Source organism: Erythrobacter sp. W302b (assembly GCF_046452395.1).
Lineage (GTDB): Bacteria > Pseudomonadota > Alphaproteobacteria > Sphingomonadales > Sphingomonadaceae > Erythrobacter.
The window spans coordinates 1,742,753-1,767,146 of sequence record NZ_JBKFDH010000001.1 but is presented as its reverse complement, the minus strand read 5'-3'; the positions used below and the strand labels follow the sequence as shown (position 1 = coordinate 1,767,146).

General features: G+C 65.8%; 20 protein-coding genes and 1 tRNA gene. 3 read left to right on the top strand and 18 right to left on the bottom strand.

Features of this window, described 5'->3' with window-relative positions; all coding sequences use genetic code 11:
• Positions 1-20 precede the first annotated feature (20 nt).
• From purC to infA, 6 genes are all read right to left on the bottom strand, one after another.
• Positions 21-824, bottom strand: coding sequence for a phosphoribosylaminoimidazolesuccinocarboxamide synthase (gene purC / locus ACLBKT_RS08625; RefSeq protein WP_410182514.1), 804 nt, complete (start codon positions 822-824; stop codon positions 21-23).
• A 41-nt stretch (positions 825-865) separates the two neighbouring features.
• A tRNA-Phe gene (locus ACLBKT_RS08620) sits at positions 866-940 on the bottom strand.
• A gap of 130 nt (positions 941-1,070) precedes the next feature.
• Positions 1,071-1,250, bottom strand: coding sequence for a DNA gyrase inhibitor YacG (locus ACLBKT_RS08615; protein ID WP_410182513.1), 180 nt, complete (start codon positions 1,248-1,250; stop codon positions 1,071-1,073).
• Positions 1,247-2,200: a ribonuclease gene (locus ACLBKT_RS08610; protein ID WP_410182512.1), complete on the bottom strand. Its 954-nt coding sequence runs from the start codon at positions 2,198-2,200 to the stop codon at positions 1,247-1,249. The genes ACLBKT_RS08615 and ACLBKT_RS08610 overlap by 4 nt, the downstream gene beginning before the upstream one ends.
• Positions 2,201-2,241: 41 nt before the next feature.
• Positions 2,242-2,814, bottom strand: coding sequence for a Maf family protein (locus tag ACLBKT_RS08605; protein WP_410182511.1), 573 nt, complete (start codon positions 2,812-2,814; stop codon positions 2,242-2,244).
• A 15-nt stretch (positions 2,815-2,829) separates the two neighbouring features.
• A complete protein-coding gene (gene infA / locus ACLBKT_RS08600) occupies positions 2,830-3,075 on the bottom strand; it encodes a translation initiation factor IF-1 (RefSeq protein ID WP_007163491.1) in 246 nt (81 codons plus the stop codon).
• Positions 3,076-3,310: 235 nt separating this feature from the next.
• Here infA and ACLBKT_RS08595 point away from each other — a divergent pair, with 235 nt between their 5' ends.
• On the top strand, positions 3,311-6,490 hold the full coding sequence (locus ACLBKT_RS08595; RefSeq protein WP_410182510.1) for a TonB-dependent receptor domain-containing protein: 3,180 nt from the start codon (positions 3,311-3,313) through the stop codon (positions 6,488-6,490).
• A gap of 70 nt (positions 6,491-6,560) precedes the next feature.
• Here the strand turns inward: ACLBKT_RS08595 and ACLBKT_RS08590 are convergent, their stop codons facing one another.
• Complete coding sequence (locus ACLBKT_RS08590; RefSeq protein WP_410182509.1) at positions 6,561-7,745, bottom strand: NAD(P)/FAD-dependent oxidoreductase; 1,185 nt, start codon at positions 7,743-7,745, stop codon at positions 6,561-6,563.
• 65 nt (positions 7,746-7,810) lie between these two features.
• Here ACLBKT_RS08590 and uvrC point away from each other — a divergent pair, with 65 nt between their 5' ends.
• Positions 7,811-9,772, top strand: a complete 1,962-nt coding sequence (gene uvrC, locus ACLBKT_RS08585; protein ID WP_410182508.1) for an excinuclease ABC subunit UvrC — start codon at positions 7,811-7,813, stop codon at positions 9,770-9,772.
• Between the two features lie 89 nt (positions 9,773-9,861).
• Here the strand turns inward: uvrC and ACLBKT_RS08580 are convergent, their stop codons facing one another.
• From ACLBKT_RS08580 to ACLBKT_RS08570, 3 genes are all read right to left on the bottom strand, one after another.
• Positions 9,862-10,767 (bottom strand): OmpA family protein, encoded by a 906-nt coding sequence (locus tag ACLBKT_RS08580; protein ID WP_410182507.1) that lies wholly within the window; start codon positions 10,765-10,767, stop codon positions 9,862-9,864.
• A gap of 188 nt (positions 10,768-10,955) precedes the next feature.
• A complete protein-coding gene (locus ACLBKT_RS08575; RefSeq protein ID WP_410182506.1) occupies positions 10,956-12,779 on the bottom strand; it encodes a DUF885 domain-containing protein in 1,824 nt (607 codons plus the stop codon).
• 107 nt (positions 12,780-12,886) lie between these two features.
• Positions 12,887-14,383, bottom strand: coding sequence for a carotenoid oxygenase family protein (locus ACLBKT_RS08570; protein WP_410182505.1), 1,497 nt, complete (start codon positions 14,381-14,383; stop codon positions 12,887-12,889).
• A gap of 151 nt (positions 14,384-14,534) precedes the next feature.
• Between ACLBKT_RS08570 and ACLBKT_RS08565 the strand changes: the two genes are divergently transcribed.
• Positions 14,535-15,350: a universal stress protein gene (locus ACLBKT_RS08565; protein WP_410182504.1), complete on the top strand. Its 816-nt coding sequence runs from the start codon at positions 14,535-14,537 to the stop codon at positions 15,348-15,350.
• A gap of 113 nt (positions 15,351-15,463) precedes the next feature.
• Here ACLBKT_RS08565 and ACLBKT_RS08560 read toward each other — a convergent pair whose 3' ends face one another.
• The 8 genes from ACLBKT_RS08560 to hisG all read right to left on the bottom strand — a co-directional run bounded on the left by ACLBKT_RS08560 (position 15,464) and on the right by hisG (position 24,349).
• Positions 15,464-16,387, bottom strand: coding sequence for an acyl-CoA thioesterase (locus ACLBKT_RS08560; protein ID WP_410182503.1), 924 nt, complete (start codon positions 16,385-16,387; stop codon positions 15,464-15,466).
• A gap of 22 nt (positions 16,388-16,409) precedes the next feature.
• Positions 16,410-17,288: a cupin-like domain-containing protein gene (locus tag ACLBKT_RS08555; protein ID WP_410182502.1), complete on the bottom strand. Its 879-nt coding sequence runs from the start codon at positions 17,286-17,288 to the stop codon at positions 16,410-16,412.
• On the bottom strand, positions 17,285-18,430 hold the full coding sequence (locus ACLBKT_RS08550) for a GNAT family N-acetyltransferase (protein WP_410182501.1): 1,146 nt from the start codon (positions 18,428-18,430) through the stop codon (positions 17,285-17,287). The genes ACLBKT_RS08555 and ACLBKT_RS08550 overlap by 4 nt, the downstream gene beginning before the upstream one ends.
• 181 nt (positions 18,431-18,611) lie before the next feature.
• A complete protein-coding gene (locus ACLBKT_RS08545) occupies positions 18,612-20,729 on the bottom strand; it encodes a sodium-translocating pyrophosphatase (RefSeq protein WP_410182500.1) in 2,118 nt (705 codons plus the stop codon).
• Between the two features lie 178 nt (positions 20,730-20,907).
• On the bottom strand, positions 20,908-21,765 hold the full coding sequence (thiL, locus tag ACLBKT_RS08540) for a thiamine-phosphate kinase (RefSeq protein ID WP_410182499.1): 858 nt from the start codon (positions 21,763-21,765) through the stop codon (positions 20,908-20,910).
• A 138-nt stretch (positions 21,766-21,903) separates the two neighbouring features.
• Positions 21,904-22,368 (bottom strand): transcription antitermination factor NusB, encoded by a 465-nt coding sequence (gene nusB / locus ACLBKT_RS08535; RefSeq protein ID WP_410182498.1) that lies wholly within the window; start codon positions 22,366-22,368, stop codon positions 21,904-21,906.
• The gene (hisD, locus tag ACLBKT_RS08530; protein ID WP_410182497.1) at positions 22,365-23,660 is read right to left on the bottom strand and encodes a histidinol dehydrogenase; all 1,296 of its coding nucleotides are present in this window, start codon (positions 23,658-23,660) and stop codon (positions 22,365-22,367) included. The genes nusB and hisD overlap by 4 nt, the downstream gene beginning before the upstream one ends.
• Positions 23,657-24,349, bottom strand: a complete 693-nt coding sequence (hisG, locus tag ACLBKT_RS08525) for an ATP phosphoribosyltransferase (RefSeq protein WP_410182496.1) — start codon at positions 24,347-24,349, stop codon at positions 23,657-23,659. The genes hisD and hisG overlap by 4 nt, the downstream gene beginning before the upstream one ends.
• Positions 24,350-24,394: the final 45 nt, after the last annotated feature.

Sequence of the window (24,394 nt, the reverse complement as noted above, 5' to 3'; positions counted from 1 at the left end):
CGTCAATCGGGGCTGTCAGCCTATTTCTTGAGCGGCGGCGGCCCGCGCAGGCGCGAGCGGGCGTGGGAGAGGTCGAACACCTCGCCCGGGCCATTGTCTTCGCCATTGAGCAGGCCGAGGCGGCGCGCCACTTCGCGATACGCTTCTTCCTCACCGCCCAGATCGCGGCGGAAGCGGTCCTTGTCGAGCTTTTCGCCTGTCGCCATGTCCCACAAGCGGCAGCCATCGGGGCTGATCTCGTCGGCGAGGATCACGCGGCTGTAATCGCCATCGTAAAGCCGCCCGAACTCGAGCTTGAAGTCCACCAGACGGATGTCGATCGCAGCGAACATCCCGCACAGGAAATCATTGATGCGGATCGCCATCGAGGAAATGTCATGCATCTCCTCGTTCGAGGCCCAGTTGAAACAGGCGATGTGTTCTTCTGCGACCAGCGGATCGCCGAGCGCATCGTCTTTGTAGTAATATTCGATCAGCGTGTGCGGCAGCGGCTCGCCTTCCTCGATCCCGAGGCGCTTGCTGATGGAACCGGCCGCGACGTTGCGCAGCACCACTTCGAGCGGGATGATGTCGACCTGCCGGATCAGCTGCTCGCGCATGTTGAGGCGGCGGATGAAGTGGGTCGGGATGCCGATGTGGGCGAGGCGGGTGAACACATGCTCGCTGATGCGATTGTTGATCACGCCCTTGCCGTTGATCGTGCCCTTTTTCTCCGCGTTGAAGGCGGTCGCATCATCCTTGAAATACTGGATCAGCGTGCCCGGTTCAGGACCCTCGTAGAGGATCTTGGCTTTGCCTTCGTAGATCTTGGTGCGGCGGGACATCAGGTCGGCACTCCCAGCTCGCCTCTTTGGCCTTTAGCGAATGGTGCCCGGGGGCGGATTTGAACCACCGACACGCGGATTTTCAATCCGCTGCTCTACCCCTGAGCTACCCGGGCATTCGCTGCGAGCGACGGGATCGAGCCATGTGGCTGCCCCGGCGAGCAAATGAGAGCGGCCCTATGGCGAAGGCTGCGGGGGTTGGCAAGGGGTTTTCACGCCCTTTTTGTCGCCTTTTCCCGCTGCACCTCAATCCTGCTCGCGCCAGCTTTCCCGTGCGAGTTCCTCGGGGTCGGCTGGCGGGCCGGGGAGGGCGTAGGAATCAGAGAACCAGCGCGCCAGATCGCGGTCCTTGCAGCGTGCAGAACAGAAGGGATGGTGGTCCGGGTGCCGGGGCTTGCGGCAGATCGGGCAGGGCTTGTTGGTCATGCTGCCACGATCTGGGCACTGGGTGCTTCGAGCGCAAGCCCGGGATCGGTTTCCACGCGCACGGTGCGGCCGGTGCGGCGGGCCAGTTCGTCGAGCCATGCGGGCTTGAGCTTGGCCTTGAGCGCGGGATGGATTCGCAATTCCAGCACCGGGCCATGGCCCTCGGCGCGCTCGGCGATCCGCAGGGCGAAGCGGGCGCACATGCCGGTGCGGGACATCGCGAAGCGGTGCAGTAGCGAGGGGCCCTCAAGCCGCGAGACGATCTGCACGAAGCCGAATCCGTTCATCGCGGTGCGTTCGTGCGGCCAATCGGCGAGCGCGGCCTCGAGAGCGTCATCGACTGCCCGGCGATCAGCCTTGGCGGGGAGGGTGGGGAAGTCGATCCCGATATTCCCGGCAAGCTCGAACAAGGCCAGCGCGCGGGCAATCGCAGGCACTGCCGCCAGGGCCACGTCACGCGGCGCGCCGATGCCGTCGATGTCGATCACGGTCATGGCCGGGGTGACGCTGACGAGCACTTCGCCGTTCGGAAAGTCGAGACGGGCCGATGAGGCCGCGTGCCATACCTCTTCCCACAGCCCAATCGGCAGGCGGCGGACAATGCGCCCTTCAGCGAGGGGGGCGGGCAAGGCGCCATTGTCTGCTCCCGCCACCCGCGCCTGCGCGCGTTTCAAGCGCCCCCGCTCGGCGAGAGGCGCACGGGTGATGACGAGGTCGAGCATCTGCCCCTCGGTCACAGCCTGTGGCAAGTGATCGACAAGCGCCTCGATACCGCCCTCAAGCAACGCAACGCCGCGGCGGGTGCCTTTGAGCTTGGCGATGAGCCTGCCCGAGGCGCGCGTGCCTGCGGCCAACTCGCCCGGCCACAGCAGCCTCGCCGCCAGCACTTGTTCGCCCTCGACCAGCAGAGCGCGGGTTTCGCCGATGCCTTCCTCGATCAGCCAGGTCATGCGGGAGCCTCGCTGCGCTCGTGCCCACACGCCCGGTCACGCTACCCAATCGCGAACCTCGCCGCCTTGAGCAGCGCCCTCGTGTGATAGAGCGGCAGGCCCATCACGCCTGAATGGCTACCGCGGATCCACTGGATCAGGCCCTCCGCCGCACCCTGGATGGCATAGCCGCCCGCCTTGCCCTGCCACTCTCCCCCAGCGAGGTAGGCAGTGATTTCTTCGCCGGAGAGACGCTTGAAGCAGACCACCGTCTCGTCCAGCCGTTCGCGCAAGGTGCCGTCGGGCGCGCGCAGCACGACACTGGTGAGCACCTGATGCCGCCGCCCGCTCATCAGTTCGAGACAGGCGCGTGCTTCGGCTTCGGTTTCGGTCTTTGGCAGGATGCGTCGCCCGACCGCCACCACGGTATCGCCCGCCAGCACAAAGCCGGGCGCGTCCACCGCCAACGCCTTTTCCCGCCCCATGCGCAAGGCATAGGCGCGGGGCAGTTCGCCTTTCAGCGGGGTCTCGTCGATGTCGGCAGGGGTGACAGCGTCAGGCATCAGGCCGAGCCGCCCGAGCAACTCTCGCCGTCGGGGCGATGCCGATGCCAGCGTGAGATGAAGCGCGCCCACCAGGGCCGCCCGCAATTACTGCGGGCCGGGGCCGCCGCGACCCGGCATGAAGCGATAGGTGATGCGCGCCTTGGTCAGATCGTACGGCGTCAGCTCGCACAGCACTTCATCGCCCACCAGCACACGGATGCGGTTCTTGCGCATCTTGCCTGCCGTGTGGCCGAGCACTTCATGGCCGTTTTCAAGCTCCACCCGGAACATCGCATTGGGCAGCAACTCAACCACGCGCCCGCGCATTTCGAGGAGTTCTTCCTTGGCCATGTAATTCCTTTTGTCCGTTGCGGCGCACAATACGCCCGTCGATTGCTGGCCGCGCTTTAGCGATGCGGGAACCAAAAGGGAAGGCTCGTGCGTTAGGCCCACGAAGTTCGGGAATTTGCAGGTTCGGTTCAGGGTGTATCGCGCATCCTTGGGCCGTTCGTCTGCGTAGCCAGTCTGCCCTCAAGGGAGCGGTAACAAGCCGCCCTGTCACAAGAATTGTCATTAAAGGGACTCCATGAACCTCTCCCCGCTTTCCCGCGCCGGCCTGCGCGCTGGCACCTGCGCTCTTGCTCTTGCCCTGACCTTGCCGCTGGCAGCCAAGGAAACGGCGACCGCGCAGCCGCAGCCTGAACCGGCAGCCCAGCCTGAACAGGATGACCTCGAAAGCGCCAGCGATACGACCACCGATGGTGGCGAGATCGTTGTGCGGTCGGGGCGACTGCGGGGACAGTTGTTCGTCGATCAGGCCCCGCTGCTTGAGCTGGATGAAACCGCGATTGCTTCCGAAGGCGTCACCTCCATCACCGACCTCATCGCCCAGATCAGCGCGCGCACCGGTTCGGCTCGCGGGCGTGGCGGCGGCGGGCAGCCGGTGATTCTCGTCAATGGCATTCGCATCGGGAGCTTCCGAGAGTTTGCCAACTATCCGCCTGAAGCTCTTGCCCGGGTTGAGGTTTTTCCCGAAGAGGTTGCCCAGCGCTTCGGCTTTCCGCCTGATCGCCGGGTGATCAATCTCATCCTCAAGGACAATTATTCCAACCGGCAGGTCGATCTGGAATATGAGATGCCGTCGCGCGGGGGCTATGCCCGCAACGAACAGCAGCTCGGCATCCTCAAGATCGCCAATGGCGGCCGGATCAATGCCAATATCGAGGTGCAGGACACGACCCTGCTGACCGAGGCCGAGCGCAATGTGCCGCAGACCGATGGCTCGCAGTCGCAGGTCGCGGGTGATCCCGATCAGGCCGAGTTCCGCAGTCTGCTGGCCGACACCTTCGGGCTCGAAGCCAATCTTTCGTGGGCCAAGGCGATCATCGACAGCGGGACGTCGCTCAGCGCCAACCTCAATTACGCGCGCGACGAAAGCCGCAGCCTCGACGGGCTCAATACGGTGACGCTGACCTCGCCCACGGGCACCAGCGCGCGGCGCACGTTCGGCGCGGACACGCCGCTTGCCCGGCGCTCCTCGAGTGACACGGTCTCGGCCGCCGGATCGATCAACCAACCGATCAATGCCTTCCGTCTCACCACCACCTTCGACGGCGCCTTCAGCGAGACCGAGACCGAAATCGACCGGCGTCTGGGGACCGCCCAGCTCCAGGCCTTCCGCGATGCGGCAGCGGCAGGTACGCTGGCGATCACCGGCCCGCTGCCGACCAGCGCCGACAACGGTTTCGATGTCGCGCTGCGCCGGACAATTACCACAGAGACCCTGGCGACGCTCGAGGGGCCGCTCGCCGAGCTGCCGGCGGGCGAGGTGCTGGCGACCTTCGACCTCGGGTTCGACTGGCGGCGGATCGAAAGCAGCGACACGCGCTCGCTGACGGGCGCTGAGCTGACCCGCCGCCGCCTTTCGACCGGCGCCAATCTGGTCGTGCCGCTGACAAGCACCCGCGAGGAATTCCTCGATGGGCTGGGCGACTTCACTCTGAACCTTCAGGCCGGGCTCGAAGACCTCAGCGATTTCGGCCTACTCGGAGACTGGAACGCCGGAATCACCTGGAAGCCGATCGACGGTCTCGACCTGTCGGCGACCTATATCTTGCGCGAGGTCGCGCCTTCGCTCTCGGCGCTGGGCGATCCGCAGGTCACCAATTTCAACGTTCCCGTGTTCGATTTCGTGCGCGGCGAGACGGTGCTGGCTGAGGTGCTGACTGGCGGCAATCCCGCTCTGCCGCCCGAGACTCAGCGCGACTGGAAGTTCTCGGCCAACTGGGAGCTGCCCTTCTGGGAGAATTCCCGCCTGACGGTCGACTATATCATGAACCGTTCGGATGACGTGGTGAGCAGCTTCCCGCAGATCACGGCCGAGACTGAGGCGGCGTTCCCCGGGCGGGTGACGCGCGATGCGAGCGGCCGCGTGGTGCGGGTTGACCGGCGTTCGGTGAGCTTTGCCGAGACGAAGGCGGACCGGATCCAGTTCACTTTCTCGACCAATGGCAGCATCGGCGCGCCGGCGGAAGGCGCAGGCGGCCGTGGTGGCGGCGGTGGCGGTCGGTTCGGTGCAGGCGGCGGCGCTCCTGCTGCGGCTGCGCCCGCTGCGCCGACCACTGGCCCGGCCCCACAAGCAGGCGCGGGTGGTCCTCCTGCGGGTGGCTTCGGCGCGCCGACAGCCGAGCAGCGTGAGCAGTTCATGGCCTTCCGCGCGCGCTTGTGCGCCGATGATGGTCAGGCCTTCCTCGAAAAGCTGGTGGCCGCGATTGATAGCGGCGCAGATATCTCGGCGGAGTTCCCCGGCATTGACCCGGCGCGTCTCGCCCCGATGCTGGCGCGCATTCGCGGGGCAGACGGCACAGTCGATCCGGCCCGTCTGGCGCAGTTCCGCACGCGGATCTGTAGCATTGATCCGGCCATGATGGGCGGCGGTGCGCCGGGCGCTCCGGCAGGCACGGTTTCGGCCAGCATCCCGCCGCAGCTCGCCGCCTTCCGTGAGCGCGCGTGTGGCCCGGACGGTACGGCGGCGATTGCCGAGCTGGTCGCCAAGATCGAACGCGGCGAAGATGTCTCGGCCGAGCTGCCGGGCGTCGATCCCACCTTTATCAAGATGGCACTTGACCGGTCGCGTCTGCCCGATGGCACCATCCCGCCCGAGGCGCTGGCCCAGTTCCAGCAGCGCTTCTGCGCCGCCGCGCCTCCTGCTGGCGCACAGGGCGCCGGAGCCCCTGCGGGCGGACCGCCTGCGGGTGGCCCTGCCTTCAACCCCCTCGCCGGGCGCAACTTCCAGGGCTGGCGCTACTTCTTCAACCTGACCCACACGATCGAGCTCGCCAATGAGATCCTGATCGCCCCCGGCCTGCAACCGCTCGACCAGCTGGACGGTCAGGCGACCAGCGCCTTCGGCCAGCCGCGCCATTCCAGCCGCCTCGAGGCCGGTCTGTTCGGCAAGGGCGTCGGCTTCCGCCTGTCGGGCATCTACACCGGCACCACCCGCCTCGACGGGGCGGTCGGCACCAGCGATCTGTTCTTCGACGACATTGCGACCTTCAACCTGCGCATCTTCGCCAACCTCGGCGAAGTCACGGGCAAGAACGAGGGCCTGTTCAAGGACTTCCGCGTGAGCCTTGTGGCTGACAACGTGTTCGACGCGCAGCGCAAGGTGCGGGATTCGGCGGGTGAGACGCCGGTCAACTACCAGCCGTTCGTGATCGACCCGCTCGGGCTGTATCTCGGGATCGATCTGCGGAAGTTGTTCTGACGAGGTGGATCAAACATCTCGCCAAACATGGTCATCTCCGCCTGCGCGGGGATGACGGGGGAAGGAGAGCTTACGATGCCAGCGCTTCAGCGCAAGCAAAGCCGCTCGCCCACGCCCACTGGAAATTGTAGCCGCCGAGCCAGCCGGTGACGTCCACGGCCTCGCCGATGGCGTAGAGGCCGGGGACCTTGGCGGCTTCCATCGTCCGACTGGAAAGTTCGGCGGTGGCGATACCCCCGGCGGTGACTTCGGCCTTGGCGAGGCCCTCGGTGCCGTTGGGGGCGAAGCGCCAGTCGGCGAGCTTTGTTTGGGCGGCGCGCAGGTCTTTGTCCGACAGGTTCCCCAATTCCCGCTCCATCGCCAAGCGATCCGCCAAGGCATCGGCCAACCGCGCAGGCAGGCGTTCGCGCAGCAGAGTGCGCAGGTGCGTGCGGGGGCGGTCGCGCTTGGCTTCGACCAGCCAGTCGCTCGCAGCATCGGGCAGGAAGGTGATGCCGACCTCTTCGCCACGCCGCCAGTAGGAGGAGACTTGCAGGATCGCGGGGCCGGACAGCCCCTTGTGGGTGAAAAGCGCGGCTTCGGCGAATTCGGCTGATCCGGCTCGCGCCAGCACTGGGGCGGCAACGCCTGACAATTCGCGGAACAGCGCATCCTCGCCCCCCAGTGTCAGAGGCACGAGGGCAGGGCGGGGCTCGACCACCTTGAGGCCGAACTGGCGGGCAAGGCGATAGGCAAAGTCGCTCGCACCCATTTTCGGAATCGAAGGCCCGCCGGTGGCGATCACCAGCGCGGGGGCCTGCCATCGGCGGCCATCGGCGGCGGTGACGGTGAAACGGCCATCTGCGCCCCGTGCGACGCTGGCGATGTCGACCCCGCAGGTCAGACTGACCTGCTCTGGCGGGCACTCGTCCAGCAGCATCGCCACGATCTGCTTCGCCGAGCCGTCGCAGAACAGCTGGCCCAGCGTCTTTTCATGCCATGCGATGCCGTGCTTCTCGACCAGCGCGATAAAATCGGCGGGGGTATAGCGGGCGAGCGCGCTCTTGGCGAAATGCGGGTTGGCTGAGAGGTAATTCCCCGGTCCCGCGCCAAGATTGGTGAAGTTGCAGCGCCCCCCGCCCGAGATCAGGATCTTCTTCCCCGGCGCGTCCGCCTTCTCCAACAACGCCACGCGCAAGCCGCGTTGCCCTGCCTGGCCTGCGCAAAACAGCCCGGCCGCGCCCGCGCCGAGAATGATGACGTCATGCTGATCCATCCCGGTGCGGATAGGCGTGCTGGCGGGAATTGCCAATCGCCCCCCGCAGTCCCTATCTGCACCTGATGTCAAAGACCCCCGCAGGCTCCCCCCACGATCCGCGCGGCGGCGATCGCTTCAACGAGGAGCGCGCCGCCTATACCGTGTCGAGCGCCAAGCCCGATCTGGAAGGCGGCGTGCAGGCGATCCGCGAGGTGGTGAAGGTGCTGAAGCCTTCGCCCGGCGTTTACCGGATGCTCGATGCGCGCGGCGAGGTGCTCTATGTCGGCAAGGCGCGCTCGCTGAAGGCGCGGGTGGCGAATTATACGCAGATTGCCGGATTGTCGGGCCGCTTGCAGCGCATGGTCAGCCAGACCCGGTCGATGGAAATCATCACCACCAATTCCGAGGCCGAGGCGCTGCTGCTGGAAGCGCAGCTGATCAAGCGCTTCCGTCCGCCCTTCAACGTGCTGTTGCGCGATGACAAGAGCTTCCCCTTCATCCTGCTGCGTGCCGATCACGCCTTCCCGCGTATCCAGAAGCACCGCGGCGCGCGGCGGGCCAAGGGCAACTACTACGGGCCGTTCGCGAGCGCGGGGAGCGTCAACACCACGCTGAACGCGCTGCAAAAGCTGTTTCTGCTGCGCTCCTGCACCGACAGCTTCTTCAACAATCGCGACCGGCCCTGCCTGCTCTATCAGATCAAGCGCTGCTCGGCGCCCTGTGTGGGGCGGATCGACGAGGCGGGCTATGACGCGCTGGTGCGGCAGGCGAAGGATTTCCTTTCGGGCAAGTCGGGGGCGGTGCAGGCGGATCTGGAGCGCCAGATGGCGGAGGCCGCGGCGAACCTCGATTTCGAGACGGCGGCGATGCTGCGTGACCGGTTGCGCGCGGCGACCTTCATTCAAGGCTCGCAGGCGATCAACGCGCAGGGGCTGGGCGATGCCGATATCTTCGCGCTTGCCGCCAAGAACGGGCAGATGAGCGTCCAGTCCTTCTTCATCCGCGGCGGGCAGAACTGGGGCCACCGCGCGCTGTTCCCGCGCCACACCAATGAGGTGGACGAGGCGCAGGTGCTGGCCGATGTGATGCTGCAATTCTACGAGGAAGTCCCGCCGCCGGCCACGATCCTCGTCGACCGCGAACTCCCCGAAACTGAGCTTATGGAAGCGGCGCTGTCCGAAGTCGCGGGCCGCAAGGTGCGCATTTCCGTTCCCGAGCGCGGCGACCGGCGCAAGCTGATGGCACAGGCGCAGAGGAACGCGGTCGAGGCGCTCGAACGGCGGCTGGCCGAGACCGGCACCAAGGCCAAGCTCAACCGCGAGCTGGCGGAGTTTCTGGAGCTTGACGCGCCCCCGCAGCGGATCGAGGTTTACGACAACAGCCATATCCAGGGCACCAAAGCCGTGGGCGCGATGGTGGTCGCGGGGCCCGAGGGCTTTGAGAAGGGGCAATACCGCAAGTTCAACATCCGCGAGGCGCAATCGAACGACGACTTCGCGATGATGCGCGAGGTGATGGCGCGGCGGTTCCGCAACTTCGCGGAAGGCGAGGAAAACCCCGAGGTCAAGGCGGGCGGGCACGAGACGACGCTGCCCGACCTCATCCTGATCGACGGCGGCAAGGGGCAGCTTTCCAGCGTCATGCGGGTGCTGGAAGAGATCGGCATCGCGGACGAGATCGCGGTGATCGGCGTCGCCAAGGGGCCGCATCACGGGCGCGATGGGCGCGAGGTGTTCCACTTCCCCGACGGGCGCGAGAGGATGCTGCCGGTGAATTCGCCGCTGCTGTTCCACTTGCAGAACCTGCGTGACGAGGTGCACCGCTATGTCATCGGCGCGCACCGGGCCAAGCGATCGAAGGCGATCACCGCCTCACCGCTCGACGAGATTCCGGGGATCGGCCCGGCCAGAAAGCGCGCGCTGCTGCTGCATTTCGGCACCGCGAGCAAGGTGCGCGCCGCCGCTCTCGAAGACCTGCAACGCGCCCCCGGCGTCAGCGCGACGGTGGCGCGCAAGGTGTATGATTTCTACCACGCGGGGGGGTGAGGGAATGGCACGGTGCCCTCACCCCTCCGACAGCCGCCTGAGGCGTCTGCCACCTCCCCATCCCTGCGGGACGGGGAGGGCCGTGATGCTTACTGGCCGTCGAGCGCCTTGCTCACCAGCACATTGACCGAAACGCGGCGGTTCTGCGCGCGTCCGGCGGCTGTGGTGTTGTCGGCGGCCGGATCGGAGGTTGCCATGCCGGTCGGCGTGAGCATCCGGTAGGGCTTCCACTTGCACACCTGTTGCAGGTGGTTGACCACTGCCGCTGCGCGCTTTTCCGACAGCGTCTGGTTCACTTCCTGCGAACCGGTCGAATCGGTGTAACCCAGCACCAGCATCAGCGAATTTTCGTTGGCATTGGCTGTCTGCGCAGCGGCGCACAGTTCCGCCTTGGCACCGGGCGAGAGCACCGCCTTGCCGGTGTCGAAATAGACGTTGGTAGTGCTCTTGAGGTTGTACTTGTCGATATCGCCCAAGCGGCCGCGCAGCGCTTCGGTGGCGGCGGCATTAGCCTGGATCGCAGCGCCTTGTTCGCCGAACTGCTGCTGCGTGCCGCCGCGGATCATCGCCGCGATCTGGCGGTCATCGCTGGTAAAGCGGACTTCGCTGGCAACCAGACCTTCGCCGTACTGGCTGGTCTTTACGATCACCGGCAGGCCGTTGATCAGCGCGCTTTGATCGAATGCCTTGTTGCCGATGCCAAGGAACCCGCCGCGGGTGCGGATTTCGGTTTCGGGGTGGAGCGTGATCATAGTGTTCGTGCCATCGTCAGCCGTCACTTGCAGGCGCGAACCCTTGCGCGCCGAGATGATGCCGGTGACCTTGGGGCCTTCGCTCATTTCGGCAAGCGGCGGCAGCGAACCATAGACAGTGGTCAGCACTTCGCCCTGGTCCTCGACGGGTGCCTGCGTTTGGGCGGCAAGGCCAGTGGCAGAAACAGCGCCCAAAAGGGCGATCAGCGCGAGATTGCGCGCCTTATGCGTGATGGTGGTCACAGTGGTATTGCTCCTGTGGTGCGGGCCGCGATCCCGTATGGTGGCCCTTGTTGAATTCAGTACGCGAGGCGTGGTTGTTCAGCCACACCTTGCTCGCAGGTGAACGTCAATTCCCCGGCTGCCACAGGAGCGGGCAACCGGGGATGGGATGCGATGAGTTGAGGCGCGAGGGGCCCTCGCGCGCTCGATCACGTGCCGGATTGGGCTGCAATCCAGCGGTCGATCTTGGCTTCGAGCACCGCCAGCGGGAGGCCACCGGTGTTCAGAACCTGCTCGTGGAAGGCCTTGATGTCGAACTTTCCGCCCAATTGGGTTTCGGCCCGCTTGCGCAGTTTCTGGATGGTCAGCGCCCCGATCTTGTAGGCCAGCGCCTGCGAGGGGATGGCGATGTAACGATCCACCTCGGCCACGACCTCGGTGCGGGTCATGCCCGAATTGTCCATCATGAAGGCAATCGCCTGATCGCGGGTCCAGCCCTTGGCGTGGATGCCGGTGTCGACCACCAACCGCATGGCGCGCAGCTGTTCGTCCTGCAAGGTGCCGTAACGGTTCCACGGGTCCTTGTAGAAGCCCATCTCGTAGCCCAGCGTCTCGGCGTAGAGCGCCCAGCCTTCGACATAGGCCGTGGTGCCGCCGTACCGCATGAAGGCGGGCAGCGCCTCGTTCTCCTGCGCCAGACTGATCTGGAAGTGGTGGCCCGGCGCGCCTTCATGCAGGTAGAGCGTGACATTGCCCGGGGTCAGGCGGCTCGGCAGGTCATAGGCGTTGAAGTAGAACACGCCCGGACGCGATCCGTCAGCCGAGCCGGACTGGTACGAGCCACCCGCTTCGAACTCCTCGGTCGAAGGATCATAGGGGCGGATTTCCAGCGGCGACTTGGGGATCAGCGAGAAGTAGTCCCCGATCTTGGCATCGACCTGCTTGCCGATGTCGTAATAGGACTGGGTCAGCGCCTCGCGGGTCTTGGGCTGGAACTTGGGGTCGGTGCGGACATAGTCGAAGAACTGGGTCAGCGTGCCCTTGAACTTCACTTCCTTCTTCAGCTTTTCCAGATCTGCCTTGATCCGCGCGACTTCCGACAGGCCAAGCTGGTGGATCGTCTCGGGATCCATCGGCAGCGTGGTCGAATCCTCAACCAGACGGGCGTAAAGCTTGTCGCCGCCCTTCATCTGCGACAGGCCAATGCTGTCGCGCGCGACGGGGAGATATTCGTCCCGCAGGAAATCGCGCAGCCGCGTGTTGGCGGCATAAAGTTCGGCGGTCTTGGCTGCGTAGGCTGCGGCAAGGCGGGTGCGGTCCGCCTCGGCAATGGTGTCGGGGAATTTCTTCACCGGCGCCATGAACATCGAATCTGCCAGCGGGGTCTTCAGCTGGGTGTCGAGCTGGCTGACCATGATGCCGACCGTGAGCTTGGTTTCCACCACGCCGCTCGCCATGCCTTCGCGGAACTTGGCAATCGCGCGATCGATGAAGGCGATATAGTCATTGTGGCGCGAGAGGTTGTCCTCGTAATTCGCGAGCGTCTTGAACGGGGCGACCCCGGTGCCGCTGGCGAACTGCGGGTAGAAGGTGTGCAGGCCAAAGAAGTGGTTGAGCGGCCGCACCTCGGTCAGCGCGCGCATCTCGTCACTGACCCCTTCAAGCGCGCGCTGCTGCGTGTACTGGAACACGTCATAGGCGAGCTGGTCGGTCTCGGACAGCTTGCTGCGGTCGATCTGGGCCAGCAGCGCAAGGTTCAGCTTGATGTCGGTGCGGCTGGCCAGAAAGCTGGAATCGGTCAGCAGATCGCCGAGCCGCCCGGCATTTTCCTCCTCGCCCCGGAACAGGCGGCTGAGCGGATTGAGCGCGAGTTCGCGCGCGTCGGCATCCGCGAACAGCGCGAACAGCTTGTCGTGTTCGGACTGCTCGGCAGAGGCGGTGGCTGCGGCAGGCGCAGCGGCCGTCTGGGCGAGCGCCGGGGCCGCCGTCAGGAACAGCGCGGTCGAGGCGGCAAGGGCAAGGCGAAAGGTCATATGAAAAGTCCCCGGGAACAGTCGTCCAATCCCGGGGCGCTAGGCGTGGGGGTGGTCAGGCGCAAGCGCGCGGGCGACGAGCGTTCAAGTCACCTCGACCGGTGACGTCATGCCGCCGCGAAACGCTGCGCATGGAACGCCGCGTCGGCGCGCAGCTGATCATGCTCGACCCACACCGAGTGGGTGCCTGAGCAGATCTTGTGCGGCAGCGCGAGGCGGCAGATCGGGCCTTTGGTCACGTCGCTCGCGTCCATGATCGCACATTCGGAGGTGCCGGTGTTCTCGTCGATCAGGAAGGTGACGAGGTAGCCGTCATCCTCCAAGATCGCACCCTTCCTCGGGATCATCGGGCTTTCGCTGGCATAGACACCCTCGGGCAGCTGAAAGACCTGCTCCGCGCCTGTCTGCGTATCGTGGCGGACATAGCCGTTGAACAGGAACCAACCCGGCCGCGTGGTGGTGGACCAGACATAGCGGCTCTTGCGCATGGCGTATTGCGGGTTGATCATCCCGAATTCGACGATGCGGTCGGTCAGCCGCTCCTCGCGCGTCTCACCAGTCTTCAGGTTGAAGCGCCAGCGGTGGAGGCGGGACTGGAACGAGTGTTCGTCCACATAGGCCATCATGTGGCTGTAACGGCCCATTTCCTCGAGGGGATCGGGCATCGGCTTGGCTTGGTGGTAGCCTTCGAGGATGACCTCGTCCCCTTCCTCCCAGGCGTTGGTCCAGTGGAGCACATAGGTAGGCTCCGCCTCGAACCAGCGGATATCCTGCGGCTGGCCGTGGCGCGGGATCAGGGCAAAACGCGTCGGCACGCCATCGTGAAGGCGCGCCGCATGGATATTCCGCCCGAGCAACTCCTCGTCCCAATAGAGCGGCATGTCGTTGAGGATCGACCAGTTGGGCGTGATCGCCATGTCATGCGGCAGGCGCGGGCCGGGCAGGGGGATGGGCACGTAATGTACCAACTGCCCGGTGCGATCGACCACGCCGTAATGCATGAAAGGGGCGTGCTTCGAGTAGTTGAAGAACATCAACTCGCCGGTCGCCTCGTCCACCTTCGGGTGAGCGGAGATGCCGTCAAGCGGCACCCACGGCGCCTTGCCCCGGCTGCCGAGCGTGACGGGGTCGAGCATCCACGCCTCGCCGCACTGATACAGCGTCGCATAGGCCGTCCCGGCGTGCACGATGATGTCGGTGCTGCCGGTGTCCTTCAGCCCGCCATGCGCGCCAAAGCCGGGCCGCACACTGGTGCCCCACGGGTCCATCAGCCCGCCCCACAGGCTCCGCCCCGCGATCTGCTCGGCCTCGAAGCAATGAGTGCGAACGAAACGGTTGCGATAGCTGGCCTTGCCGCCGGAGATATTCACCTGATGGATCATCGCATCGCCATCGAAGGGGTGATGCCGGCCCAGAGGCTGGTGCACCTGATTTTCGGTGTTGCGCAAGTAAATGCCGTCAATGTCAGCAGGAATAGCGCCCGCAATCACCCGTAATTCCGCAACGTCCGTCTCTTCGTGCAGCGGCGTCCATGGCCCGGTGAGATACGGGTGGTTTGACGGCTCCAGCGACGTCTTCACCGGCGGATGGCGCGTGATCTGCATGTTGGTCTCTCCCTGTCCGCAGAATGAGCGCGCGCCTTGGCGAAGGCAAGATGCTATGGAGACCGCAGGGGCGCGGCGAAGAAATTGATCTCTGTCAAAGCCAGTTGCGGCGATCGGGGCGATTATCCTCACCATGAATGGGAGACACGCCATGAAATCCATCTTGCTGCACATTGACCATGACCGCGCGATGACCGCGCGGCTGCAAGTTGCGCTCGATATTGCCCGCGCGACCAATGGGCACCTCACTTGCCTTCAGGCGGTCAGCTACGAAGTCTTCGCACCCGGCGATTTCTACGGCTCGGCCATCGCGGCGGCGATGCCCGTGATCAAGGAAAATGCCGAGAACCTGCGCGCCCAGATCGAGAAGGAGTTGGAGCACGAAGGCGTGCCGTGGGACTGGCGCTTTGTCTATGGCATCGCCCCGCACCGCTTGCTGGAAGCTTCGCCGCTGGCCGATATCGTGATCCTCGGCCCAGCCGAGGCTGGCACGGATGGGCGCGGGCCTTCGGCTTTGGTGGGCGATGTGGTGCTGAAGGCGCCGGTGCCGGTGCTGGTGGTGCCGGAGGGCGCCAAGAGCTTCGACATCGGCGCGCCGATGCTGGTCGCCTGGAATGGTTCATCCGAAGGCGCACACGCCTTGCGCGCGGCAGTGCCGCTGCTCGCCTGTTCGTGCAAGGTCACGCTGGCAAGCGTCATTGAGGAATCGGACAAGGCGCGCTTTGACCTGCCTTCGACCGAGGGGGCCAAGTACCTCAGCCGCCACGGGATCGAATGCGAGATCGTCGAGCTTCCGCGCGGCGAGGCGAGTATTGCCGACACGCTGTTCTCTGCGGCGCAGATCCGCGATTGTTCGCTGATGGTGATGGGAGCCTATGGCCACTCGCGCCTTGCCGAGCTGCTGCTGGGCGGGGTCACGCGGCGGATGCTGAGCGAGCCGCAGATGCCGGTGTTTCTCGCCCACTAACCTCGTCATTGCGAGGAGCTTAGCGACGCGGCAATCCATGGAGGAACGTCATCGCACGCGGATGGCTCGGTTCGTGGATTGCTTCGCTACGCTCGCAATGACGAAGGGTTGACTTAACCCTTCACCCTTTTCCGCATCATCCCCTCCTGCGCGACGCTGGCCACCAGCTCGCCGGAGAGGTTGAAGATCCGCCCACGGTTGAACCCGCGACCGCCGCCGCTCCACGGCGCGTCGGTGGCGTAGAGCAGCCATTCGTCCGCGCGGGCGTCCCGGTGGAACCAGAGCGCGTGATCGAGGCTCGCGCCAACCAGCTCGTTGCGCATCCAGCTGAGGCCATGCGGCAGCGCGCTGGTGCCGAGCAGGGTGTAGTCGCTGGCATAGGTGATGATCGCGCGGTGCAATTCGGGCGTGTCGTCAGTGCCGGTGATCGGCGCGCAGACCCGGAACCACGTATGCGCGCGCGGCTCGCGCGGTTCGCTGCTCATCCAGTGCAGGCGGTCGGTGGTGCGCATCTCGATCGGGCGCGGGCGCAGCATCATGCGGCGCTGCTGATCGCTCAGGCGGTCAGCCCATGCCGCGGCAATTTCCCGGCGCTGCTCCATGTCGGACCGCAGATCATCGGGGAAGGGCACATCGGGCATCGGCGAGTCGATGTGCTCAAGCCCGTCCTCTGGCTGCTGGAAGCTGGCGGTGAGGTTGAGGATCGGGACGGCGATGCCTTCCTCGTTCTCCTGCGCGGCGACCACCCGGCGGTTGGCGAAGCTGCGCCCGTCGAAGTCGCGTTCGATGCGGTATTCGATCGGCACGCCTTCGCGCCCGCCGCGCAGGAAATAGGCGTGGAGCGAATGGGCGCGCTTGCCATCAGTGACGCTGGCCTGCGCGGCCTGAAGCGCCTGTGCCAGCACTTGCCCGCCAAACACGCGGCCGATGCCATCAGCCTGTGGGGGGCCTGCATAAACGTCGGCGGCGCGTTTTTCGACCGTCAGCAGCCGGATCAGGCTGGCAACCAGTTGCTCAGGGGTTGGAGTCTCGCTCATGGCGCAGGGCCATGCGAGGCGCTTACGAACCCGTCAAGCCAAGCTTGCGCATGATGCGGAAGGCATAGGCCTTGCCATAATTCTGCTGCGGCCAGCGACCGGGGGCGGCAGGCGTGAAACCGCGCTCACGCAGGATCGCGTTGAAGATGCGCGCGTCGCTTTCACGGTAGCTCCATTCCGAACGCCAGGTGATCGACAGCGAGACCGAGGGGGCGGGGCCGTTCTGCACGAAATGCGGCGCCATCACTGGCACGAACAGCGCCTCGCCGGGGGCGAGCGGGAATTCGCGCCCATGTGCGAGAAAGCTGTCATCCCACTTCAATTCGCGGGGCCCGCCCGAATGGTAGGTCTCATGCGCTGTGTCGGGCACGAAGCGGGTGTCGCCGGCCGGGAATTGGGTCATCACCTTGCTGCCGCGGATCTGGAGCAGGATGTTGTGTTCGGGATCGAAGTGATAGGGCGTGACCGAATTGGGGCTGGACACGAAAATGAAGCCCTGCGGCGTCAGCATCGCGCCGGTCGCGGCTTCGATTTCGGGGCGGATTTCTTCCAGCAGGCCCAGCAGCAAGTCCTGATAGGCGGGCACCTGCTCGATATTCTTGAGCACCGCCCAGCTTTCCGCCTCGGCCACCTTGCGGATGGTCTCGGCAATGGTCAGCCCGTTGGAGCCGGGCTTGCCGTCGACGCCAATCGGCAGATCGCCGCGGTTGTATTCGACACTGGTGAGGGGCAGCCGCTCCGCCAGCTGCGCCAGCGCCTCGATCTCCAGCAGCGGGTGGCTGGTGAGGCCGTGGGCGAGGATATGCGGCTTCTCGGGATAATGCGCGGCAAACTGCGCGCGCGATGCCTGCGGGAAAACGGGCGCGGACAGCGCGTCGGCAAAGTGGGCAGGGGCATTCATGCATTGCTCCTTGGGCGGGTTTCGTATGCCATCAGCAGGCGGAACAGGCCGCGTCGCAGCGGCCCGCCTATGGCGATATTGCGGCTGATCATGCGGCGCTTGTCGCGCCACAGGCGCTCAATCATCGGATGGCCTTCCGCGGCGCAGCTATCGGTCCACTGGATTGCGGGCCGTGCCAGAAGCGCGAGGTTTTCAAGCTGCAACAGCATCCCGGGAGAAAAGCGCGCGTAATCCTCGTCAAAGGCGGTCTTGAAGCTGTAGGCACCCGGCGCGGTGACAAAGTTCACCAGCATCGCAATCGCCCGTCCATCAAGCCGGAGCGCGAGGCGTTCGAGCCGTCCTGCTGCCGCAGCGCCTGCAAGCGATTGTTCAAACAGGCTGCGCGTGTCCGGCGCGCTGGCCAGAGCCGAACCCGCCTCGCCCTTCCATCCGGCTGCTTCCAGCGCGAGGAATTCGGTGGTCCATTCCGCCAGCCCGGTGTCATCTTCCAACCGTTCGAAGACGAGCGCACCTTCCTCGGCCAAGCGATTGTGCTGGCGGCGCAATTCCTTGCGCTTCTTGGCGCTCATCGCGGCTTCGAGATAGGCTTTGGCAGAACGCTCGCCAGTCAGGAGCGCGCGGTTTTCCTCGGCAACGGTGTAATGCGCGCGCGGTGAGGCGGCGAGCACGCGTTCAAGCGCTCTATTCGCAGGGCCATCGGCGGGCATCATCGGCAAGTGCAGGAACAGCGCATGTCGTGCCCGGCGGTCAAAATGGGCGAGCATGTCGCGCCAGAAGGCGTCCTCGTTCCCGGCCGCAATCAGCGGCACGCCGCAGAAGGCATTGGCGTGGAGCCAGACGCTCGCATGGGTCAGCGGGTGGCCGTAATAGCGCGCGGCCCGCGCCACCGGCATCAGCCCGGCGAGCCGCCCCTCGTGAAACCACGCCTTGACCCGCACGCCCTCGCCCCACTGGCGCAAGCTCGGGAGGAGGTACCACGGCTCGAAGAAGGGATTGGGCTCGGCCGCGCGTGAGGCAAGGCGCTCCCACGCGGCGAGGAGGGCAGGCTCTTCCAGCTCGGCGAGGATCAGCAGGCGCAACGCGGCCCCTGCGGCAGGCTGCCGCGCGCGGGTGCGAAAGCTGCTCGCCGACCCCATGTCCATGCCCGTTAACCCCGTCTTGCCGCATCACTCTGCGGCTTCGTGCAGGTTGATGGCACAGGGCGATTAAGAAAGCCTCAGCGCGGGCGGCGGCTGTCCGAGACGGGGACAGGGGCGCGGGCAAAGATAAACCCCGCCGGGCGGGTGGCCCGGCGGGGTTTGGAATTGTCGCACGGCTGGCGGGTTACACCGCCGCGTGCGCCAGCGCCGCGAGCAGCAGCAGCGCGACGATGTTGGTGATCTTGATCATCGGGTTCACGGCAGGCCCGGCGGTGTCCTTGTAGGGATCGCCGACCGTGTCGCCCGTCACCGCGGCCTTGTGGGCTTCTGAGCCCTTGCCGCCGTGATTGCCGTCCTCGATGTACTTCTTGGCATTGTCCCACGCCCCGCCGCCCGCGGTCATCGAGAGCGCGACGAACAGCCCGCCCACGATTACGCCCAGCAGCAGCGCGCCCAGCGCCGCGAAGCCGTTGGCTTGTCCGGCGATGGCGGTGATGACGAAGTACACCACCACCGGCGCCAGAACGGGCAGCAGCGAGGGGATGATCATCTCCTTGATCGCCGCCTTGGTGACGAGGTCGACGGTGCGGGCATAGTCGGGCTTGGAGGTGCCCGCCATGATCCCCGGATTGGTGCGGAACTGCTCGCGCACGTCGACCACCACGTCGCCCGCCGCGCGGCCGACCGCGGTCATGCCCATCGCCCCGAACAGGTAGGGCAGCAAGGCCCCCAGCAGCAGACCGACGATGACGAAGGGGTTCTCGAGGCTGAAGTCCACCTCGACATTCGGGAAGAAGGTCCGAAGGTCGGTGGTGTAGGCCGCGAACAGCACCAGCGCGCCGAGGCCCGCCGAACCGATCGCATAGCCCTTGGTCACGGCCTTGGTGGTGTTGCCCACCGCGTCGAGCAGGTCGGTCTTCTCGCGCACGCTATCGTCCAGACCCGACATTTCGGCGATGCCGCCCGCGTTGTCGGTCACCGGACCATAGGCGTCGAGCGCCACGACCATGCCCGCCAGCGCCAGCATCGCAGTCGCCGCATAGGCGATGCCCATGAGGCCCGCGAGCCCATAGGCGATGATGATGCCCGCCACGATCACGAGGGTCGGCAACGCGGTCGCCTCCAGGCTGATCGCGAGGCCCTGGATCACGTTGGTGCCGTGGCCCGTCTCCGAGGCCTTGGCGATCGAGCGCACCGGACGGTACTTGGTGCCGGTGTAATACTCGGTGATCCAGATGATGAGGCCGGTGATGGCAAGGCCGAGCAGGGCGCACAGGAACAGGTCCATGCCGGTGAAGCCGAGCGTGGTCGCGCTTGTCGCATCGCCGTTGAGCGGGGTGTTCATGTCGCCCAGCGCATATTGCATCACGCCGTAGATGGCGGGAATCGAGGTTACCGCGGTGACGATGAAGCCCTTGTACATGGCCCCCATCACGTTGGTCCCGCCGCCAAGGCGCACGAAATAGGTGCCGAGGATCGAAGTGACGATGCACACGCCCCCGATCAAGAGCGGCAGCGCCATCATCGGCAGCAGCAGATCGCCGAGGCCGGTGAGCAGCAGCGCGGTCAGCACCATGGTCGCGCCGACGGTGACGACATAGGTCTCGAACAGGTCGGCGGCCATGCCCGCGCAGTCGCCGACATTGTCGCCCACGTTGTCCGCGATCACGGCAGGGTTGCGCGGATCGTCCTCAGGGATGCCCGCTTCCACCTTGCCGACAAGGTCCGCGCCGACGTCGGCCGCCTTGGTGAAGATCCCGCCGCCAAGGCGCGCGAAGATCGAGATCAGCGAAGCGCCGAAGGCGAGGCCGACGAGGCCGTCGATCACGGCACGGCTCGACGGGGTGAGGCCCATTGGCCCGATCATCGCAGCAAAGAACACCGCAATCGCCAGCAGCGCGAGGCCCGCCACCAGCATACCGGTGATCGCACCCGCGCGGAAGGCCAGCGTCAGGCCCGCCTGAAGGCCCTCGGAGGCCGCCTGCGCTGTGCGCACGTTGGAACGCACCGAAATATTCATGCCGATATAGCCCGCCACGCCCGACAGCACCGCGCCGGTAACGAAGCCGATCACCGCGGTCGTGCCCAGCGCAAAGGCGACAATCGCGGCGACGACGACGCCGACGATGGCGATGGTGGTGTATTGACGGTTGAGGTAGGCCTGCGCGCCTTCCTGAATGGCGGCGGCAATCTCCTGCATCCGCGCGTTACCGGCGCTGGCACTCAGCACCTGCGAGCTGGTGATGATGCCATAGACAATGGCAAGCACCCCCAGCCCAATCGAAATGAGCAATAGATTCACGAGCAATCCCCTCTCGTCTTATGTTGCTTCCCCTTGCGGGGCGCACGCGCCTCTTTTGTGATCCCTCGGGCGCGAGGCGCATAGTCATAGGGGCTTGCGAGGGGCTGGCAAGCCTCCCGGAGAGTGCCAAGCCGGTTTTGCGCCGGTTTCAGCAGTTTTGGCAGGCAGATCGGGCGTGTCAGCCGTGCTGGTAGCCGAGGGAGGCGGGATCCGAGAGCGGCGCATCACCCAGCATCAGCGGTGCGTCTGTGCGTTCGATGACGGTGCCGATACGGTGCGCTGCAATCGGCAATGGGGCAGCGGGTGCGGCAGTGAAGAGCAGTTCGTAATCATCGCCCCAGCGGATGCAGTCGGCCAGCCGCAACGGGTCGGCAACCGGGATGGCATTGGGATCAAGCGCAAAGGTCACGCCGCTCGCCTGCGCCATGCGCCAGCTATCGAGCAGCAGCCCGTCGGAGACATCCATCATAGCGCTGACATGGGGGACGAGGGCTTGTCCTTCGGCAAGGCGCGGCTGAGGGCGATTAAAAGCGGCGAGGTGCTCGGGGTGCCCCTCGAAGCCGAGCATCGCTCGCCCGACCGGGCCGGTCAGCCACACGCCGTCACCCGCCCGCGCACCGCTCCGCGCCGGAACCGGGGTGAATGTCGCCCGCCCGATGGCTGTCAGGCCGAGGGCGCGTGCGCTTGTGGCAGCGATGGTATCTCCGCCAACCAAAGGCGTGTCGAAAGCCTTGAGCGCCGTGCGCAGCCCTTCGAGAAACCGCGCATCATCGCGCCCCAGCGTGTGGCCAAGCAGCACGCCGACCGGCGTCGCGCCCTTGGCGGCAAGGTCGGACAGGTTGGTCGCCACCAGCTTCCACGCTACGTCTGCCATGTCGGCGTCGGCGCGAAAGTGGGTGCCCTCGGCCATCATGTCGTGGGTGATGACGAGGGTTTCGCTGCCGATAATCAGAACCGCGCAATCATCCGCCAATCCGCGCGCGCCGGGGTGGAGCGGCAGAGCGCGCAGGGCGGTGATGAAATCGGCTTCGTTCACCTAAGTCCCTCCCCGTCCTGCAAGGATGGGGAGGTGGCACAGCGCAGCGGTGACGGAGGGGTAAGGCGCAGGGGCAGAACCCCTCCGACCGCGCTCACGCGCGGCCACCTCCCCATTCCTTCGGAACGGGGAGGGACGTTACCGCGCGTCCTTTGCCACCGCATCCAGAATGCCATTGACGAACTTCGCCTGCCCATCATCGAAGAACGCCTTGGCCACATCGACATATTCGTTGATCGTGACCGCAGCGGGCACATCGACGCGGGCGATCAGTTCATAGGTCCCGGCGCGCAGCACTTGCAGCATGGTCTTGTCGAGCCGCGCGATGTTCCATCCGGCGGCGAGCTTGCTCCCCACCAGCGCGTCGATCTCGTCCTTGCGGGCATCCACGCCGCGCACCACGTCATCGAAGAACGGCACTTCGGCATCCGCATATGCGGCGTCGTCGAAATCGTCATCGTCGATCGTGCGGCCCAGGCGGTGCTGGTGGAATTCGTCGAGCAGCCGCGCCAAAGCGGTGCCTTCCATGTGCTGCTGGTAAAGCGCCTGGACGGCGGCGAGACGCGCAGCCGAGCGGGCTTTGGAGCGGGCGGGGTGGTTCATTTGATCCTCAGTTCCACGGACTTGGCGTGGGCAGGCAGACCCTCGGCATGGGCAAGGGTTGCGGCGGCGGGGCCAATCGCGGCGAAGGACGCCGCATCAAGCCCCAGAAAGCTGGTGCGCTTCATGAAATCGAGCACTGACAGCCCGCTCGAAAAGCGCGCGCGGCGACCGGTTGGCAGCACGTGGTTCGGGCCAGCGACATAATCGCCGACGGCTTCGGGCGTCATTCGGCCGAGGAAGATGCTCCCGGCGTGACGGATCGCCTTGAGGTAAGGCTCGGGATCGTCGACCGCGATCTCGACGTGTTCCGCAGCGAGGCGGTTGGCGAGGGCAGGGGCTTCCGCGAGCAGGTCATTGACCACGATCATCACGCCATGCGCGTCCCACGATGCGCGGGCGGTCTTGGCGGTCGCAAGCTGCATGATCTGCAAGTCGATGCAATCCTCGACCTGCCGCGCGAAGCCCGCGTCGTCAGTGATGAGGATCGATTGCGAGGTCGGATCGTGTTCCGCCTGGCTGAGGAGGTCGGCGGCGATCCAATCGGGATCGTTCTTGCCGTCTGCAATCACGAGGATCTCGGAAGGCCCCGCGACCATGTCGATCCCGACCACGCCGTAAAGCTGGCGCTTGGCTTCGGCGACCCAGGCATTGCCAGGGCCGGTGATGACGTCGACCGGCTTGATCCGCTGCGTGCCGTAGGCAAGCGCGCCCACCGCCTGCGCCCCGCCGACGCGCCAGATCTCGTCCACACCGGCGATATGCGCGGCGGCGAGCACCATCGGGTTCGACTGGCCCTTGGGCGTAGGGGTGACGACCACCAACCGCTCGACCCCGGCGACGCGGGCAGGGATCGCGTTCATCAGGAGCGAGGAGGGGTAGGCCGCGCGCCCGCCGGGCACATAGAGCCCCGCCGCATCCACGGGCCGCCAGATCGCACCCAGCCTGACTCCGGCCGCGTCCACATAGTCGCGGTTCTCGGGCAGCTGCGCCGCATGATAGGCGCGGATGCGGGCCGCTGCGAGTTCGAGCGCGTCGCGCAAATCGGGGGCGAGTTCGTGATAGGCCTGTTCACACCGCTCGCGCGTGATCAGCCAGTCGGCCTCGTCCGCCAGCGTATAGCCATCGAAGCGCTGCGTGTATTCTGACAACGCCGCATCACCGCGCAGCTTCACCGTCTGAAGAATATCGGCGACCTGGCCCGCGACTTCGCTGTCGGATTCGCGTCGGGCATCGACGATGCGGTCGAACACTTTCGCGAAATCGGGCTGGAGGGTGGAGAGGATCGGGATCATGCGGCGGCGGCCTTAGCAGTGCGGTCCTGCGCCTCGCGGCGGAAAGCATCGACCAGCGCGGCGACGCGGGCGTCGGTCTTGAGCGCGGTGCGGTTGACGATCAGGCGGGCCGAGATTTCGAGAATCACATCGGTTTCGACCAGCCCGTTCTCCTTGAGCGTCTTGCCGGTCGAAACGAGGTCGACGATCTGCCGCGCGAGCCCGAGCGAGGGCGCAAGCTCCATCGCACCATTGAGCTTGACGCATTCGGCCTGGACCCCGGCCGCCTCGAAATGGCGGCGGGTGAGGCTGGGATACTTGGTCGCAACGCGCAAGTGGCTGACGCTGCCCGGCTCATCAAGGTCGGTTGCAAGGCGGGCGACCGACAGGCGGCACAGGCCGATGCCGAGATCGACCGGCGCATACAGATCGGCGTAGTCGAACTCCTCGATCACGTCCGAGCCGACGATCCCGATTTGCGCTGCGCCATGCGCGACGAAGGTCGCGACGTCGAAGGCGCGTACGCGGATCATCCGCATGTCGTTGCGGGTGCATGCAAAGGCGAGCGCGCGGCTTTTGGGATCGTGGAACTCGGCGTCAGGCTCCACACCGGCGCGCGCCATCACCGGCAGCGCTTCATCGAGGATGCGCCCCTTGGGGACAGCGAAGGTCAGCTGTCCGGGATTGTCTTGAATGCCATCGGTGGTCATGATTGGCCGCGCACTTAAGGACGAGCGGGCAAAAGGGCAATGGTG

What these genes read in the sequence shown, in the direction of transcription:
- ACLBKT_RS08575 (WP_410182506.1), bottom strand. Translation starts at nt 12,779, where the DNA reads ATGACCTTTCGCCTTGCCCTTGCCGCCTCGACCGCGCTGTTCCTGACG.
- ACLBKT_RS08570 (WP_410182505.1), bottom strand. Translation starts at nt 14,383, where the DNA reads ATGCAGATCACGCGCCATCCGCCGGTGAAGACGTCGCTGGAGCCGTCA.
- ACLBKT_RS08565 (WP_410182504.1), top strand. Translation starts at nt 14,535, where the DNA reads ATGAAATCCATCTTGCTGCACATTGACCATGACCGCGCGATGACCGCG.
- ACLBKT_RS08560 (WP_410182503.1), bottom strand. Translation starts at nt 16,387, where the DNA reads ATGAGCGAGACTCCAACCCCTGAGCAACTGGTTGCCAGCCTGATCCGG.
- ACLBKT_RS08615 (WP_410182513.1), bottom strand. Translation starts at nt 1,250, where the DNA reads ATGACCAACAAGCCCTGCCCGATCTGCCGCAAGCCCCGGCACCCGGAC.
- ACLBKT_RS08590 (WP_410182509.1), bottom strand. Translation starts at nt 7,745, where the DNA reads ATGGATCAGCATGACGTCATCATTCTCGGCGCGGGCGCGGCCGGGCTG.
- ACLBKT_RS08610 (WP_410182512.1), bottom strand. Translation starts at nt 2,200, where the DNA reads ATGACCTGGCTGATCGAGGAAGGCATCGGCGAAACCCGCGCTCTGCTG.
- ACLBKT_RS08555 (WP_410182502.1), bottom strand. Translation starts at nt 17,288, where the DNA reads ATGAATGCCCCTGCCCACTTTGCCGACGCGCTGTCCGCGCCCGTTTTC.
- nusB (WP_410182498.1), bottom strand. Translation starts at nt 22,368, where the DNA reads ATGAACCACCCCGCCCGCTCCAAAGCCCGCTCGGCTGCGCGTCTCGCC.
- hisG (WP_410182496.1), bottom strand. Translation starts at nt 24,349, where the DNA reads ATGACCACCGATGGCATTCAAGACAATCCCGGACAGCTGACCTTCGCT.
- hisD (WP_410182497.1), bottom strand. Translation starts at nt 23,660, where the DNA reads ATGATCCCGATCCTCTCCACCCTCCAGCCCGATTTCGCGAAAGTGTTC.
- uvrC (WP_410182508.1), top strand. Translation starts at nt 7,811, where the DNA reads ATGTCAAAGACCCCCGCAGGCTCCCCCCACGATCCGCGCGGCGGCGAT.
- purC (WP_410182514.1), bottom strand. Translation starts at nt 824, where the DNA reads ATGTCCCGCCGCACCAAGATCTACGAAGGCAAAGCCAAGATCCTCTAC.
- infA (WP_007163491.1), bottom strand. Translation starts at nt 3,075, where the DNA reads ATGGCCAAGGAAGAACTCCTCGAAATGCGCGGGCGCGTGGTTGAGTTG.
- ACLBKT_RS08550 (WP_410182501.1), bottom strand. Translation starts at nt 18,430, where the DNA reads ATGGACATGGGGTCGGCGAGCAGCTTTCGCACCCGCGCGCGGCAGCCT.
- ACLBKT_RS08595 (WP_410182510.1), top strand. Translation starts at nt 3,311, where the DNA reads ATGAACCTCTCCCCGCTTTCCCGCGCCGGCCTGCGCGCTGGCACCTGC.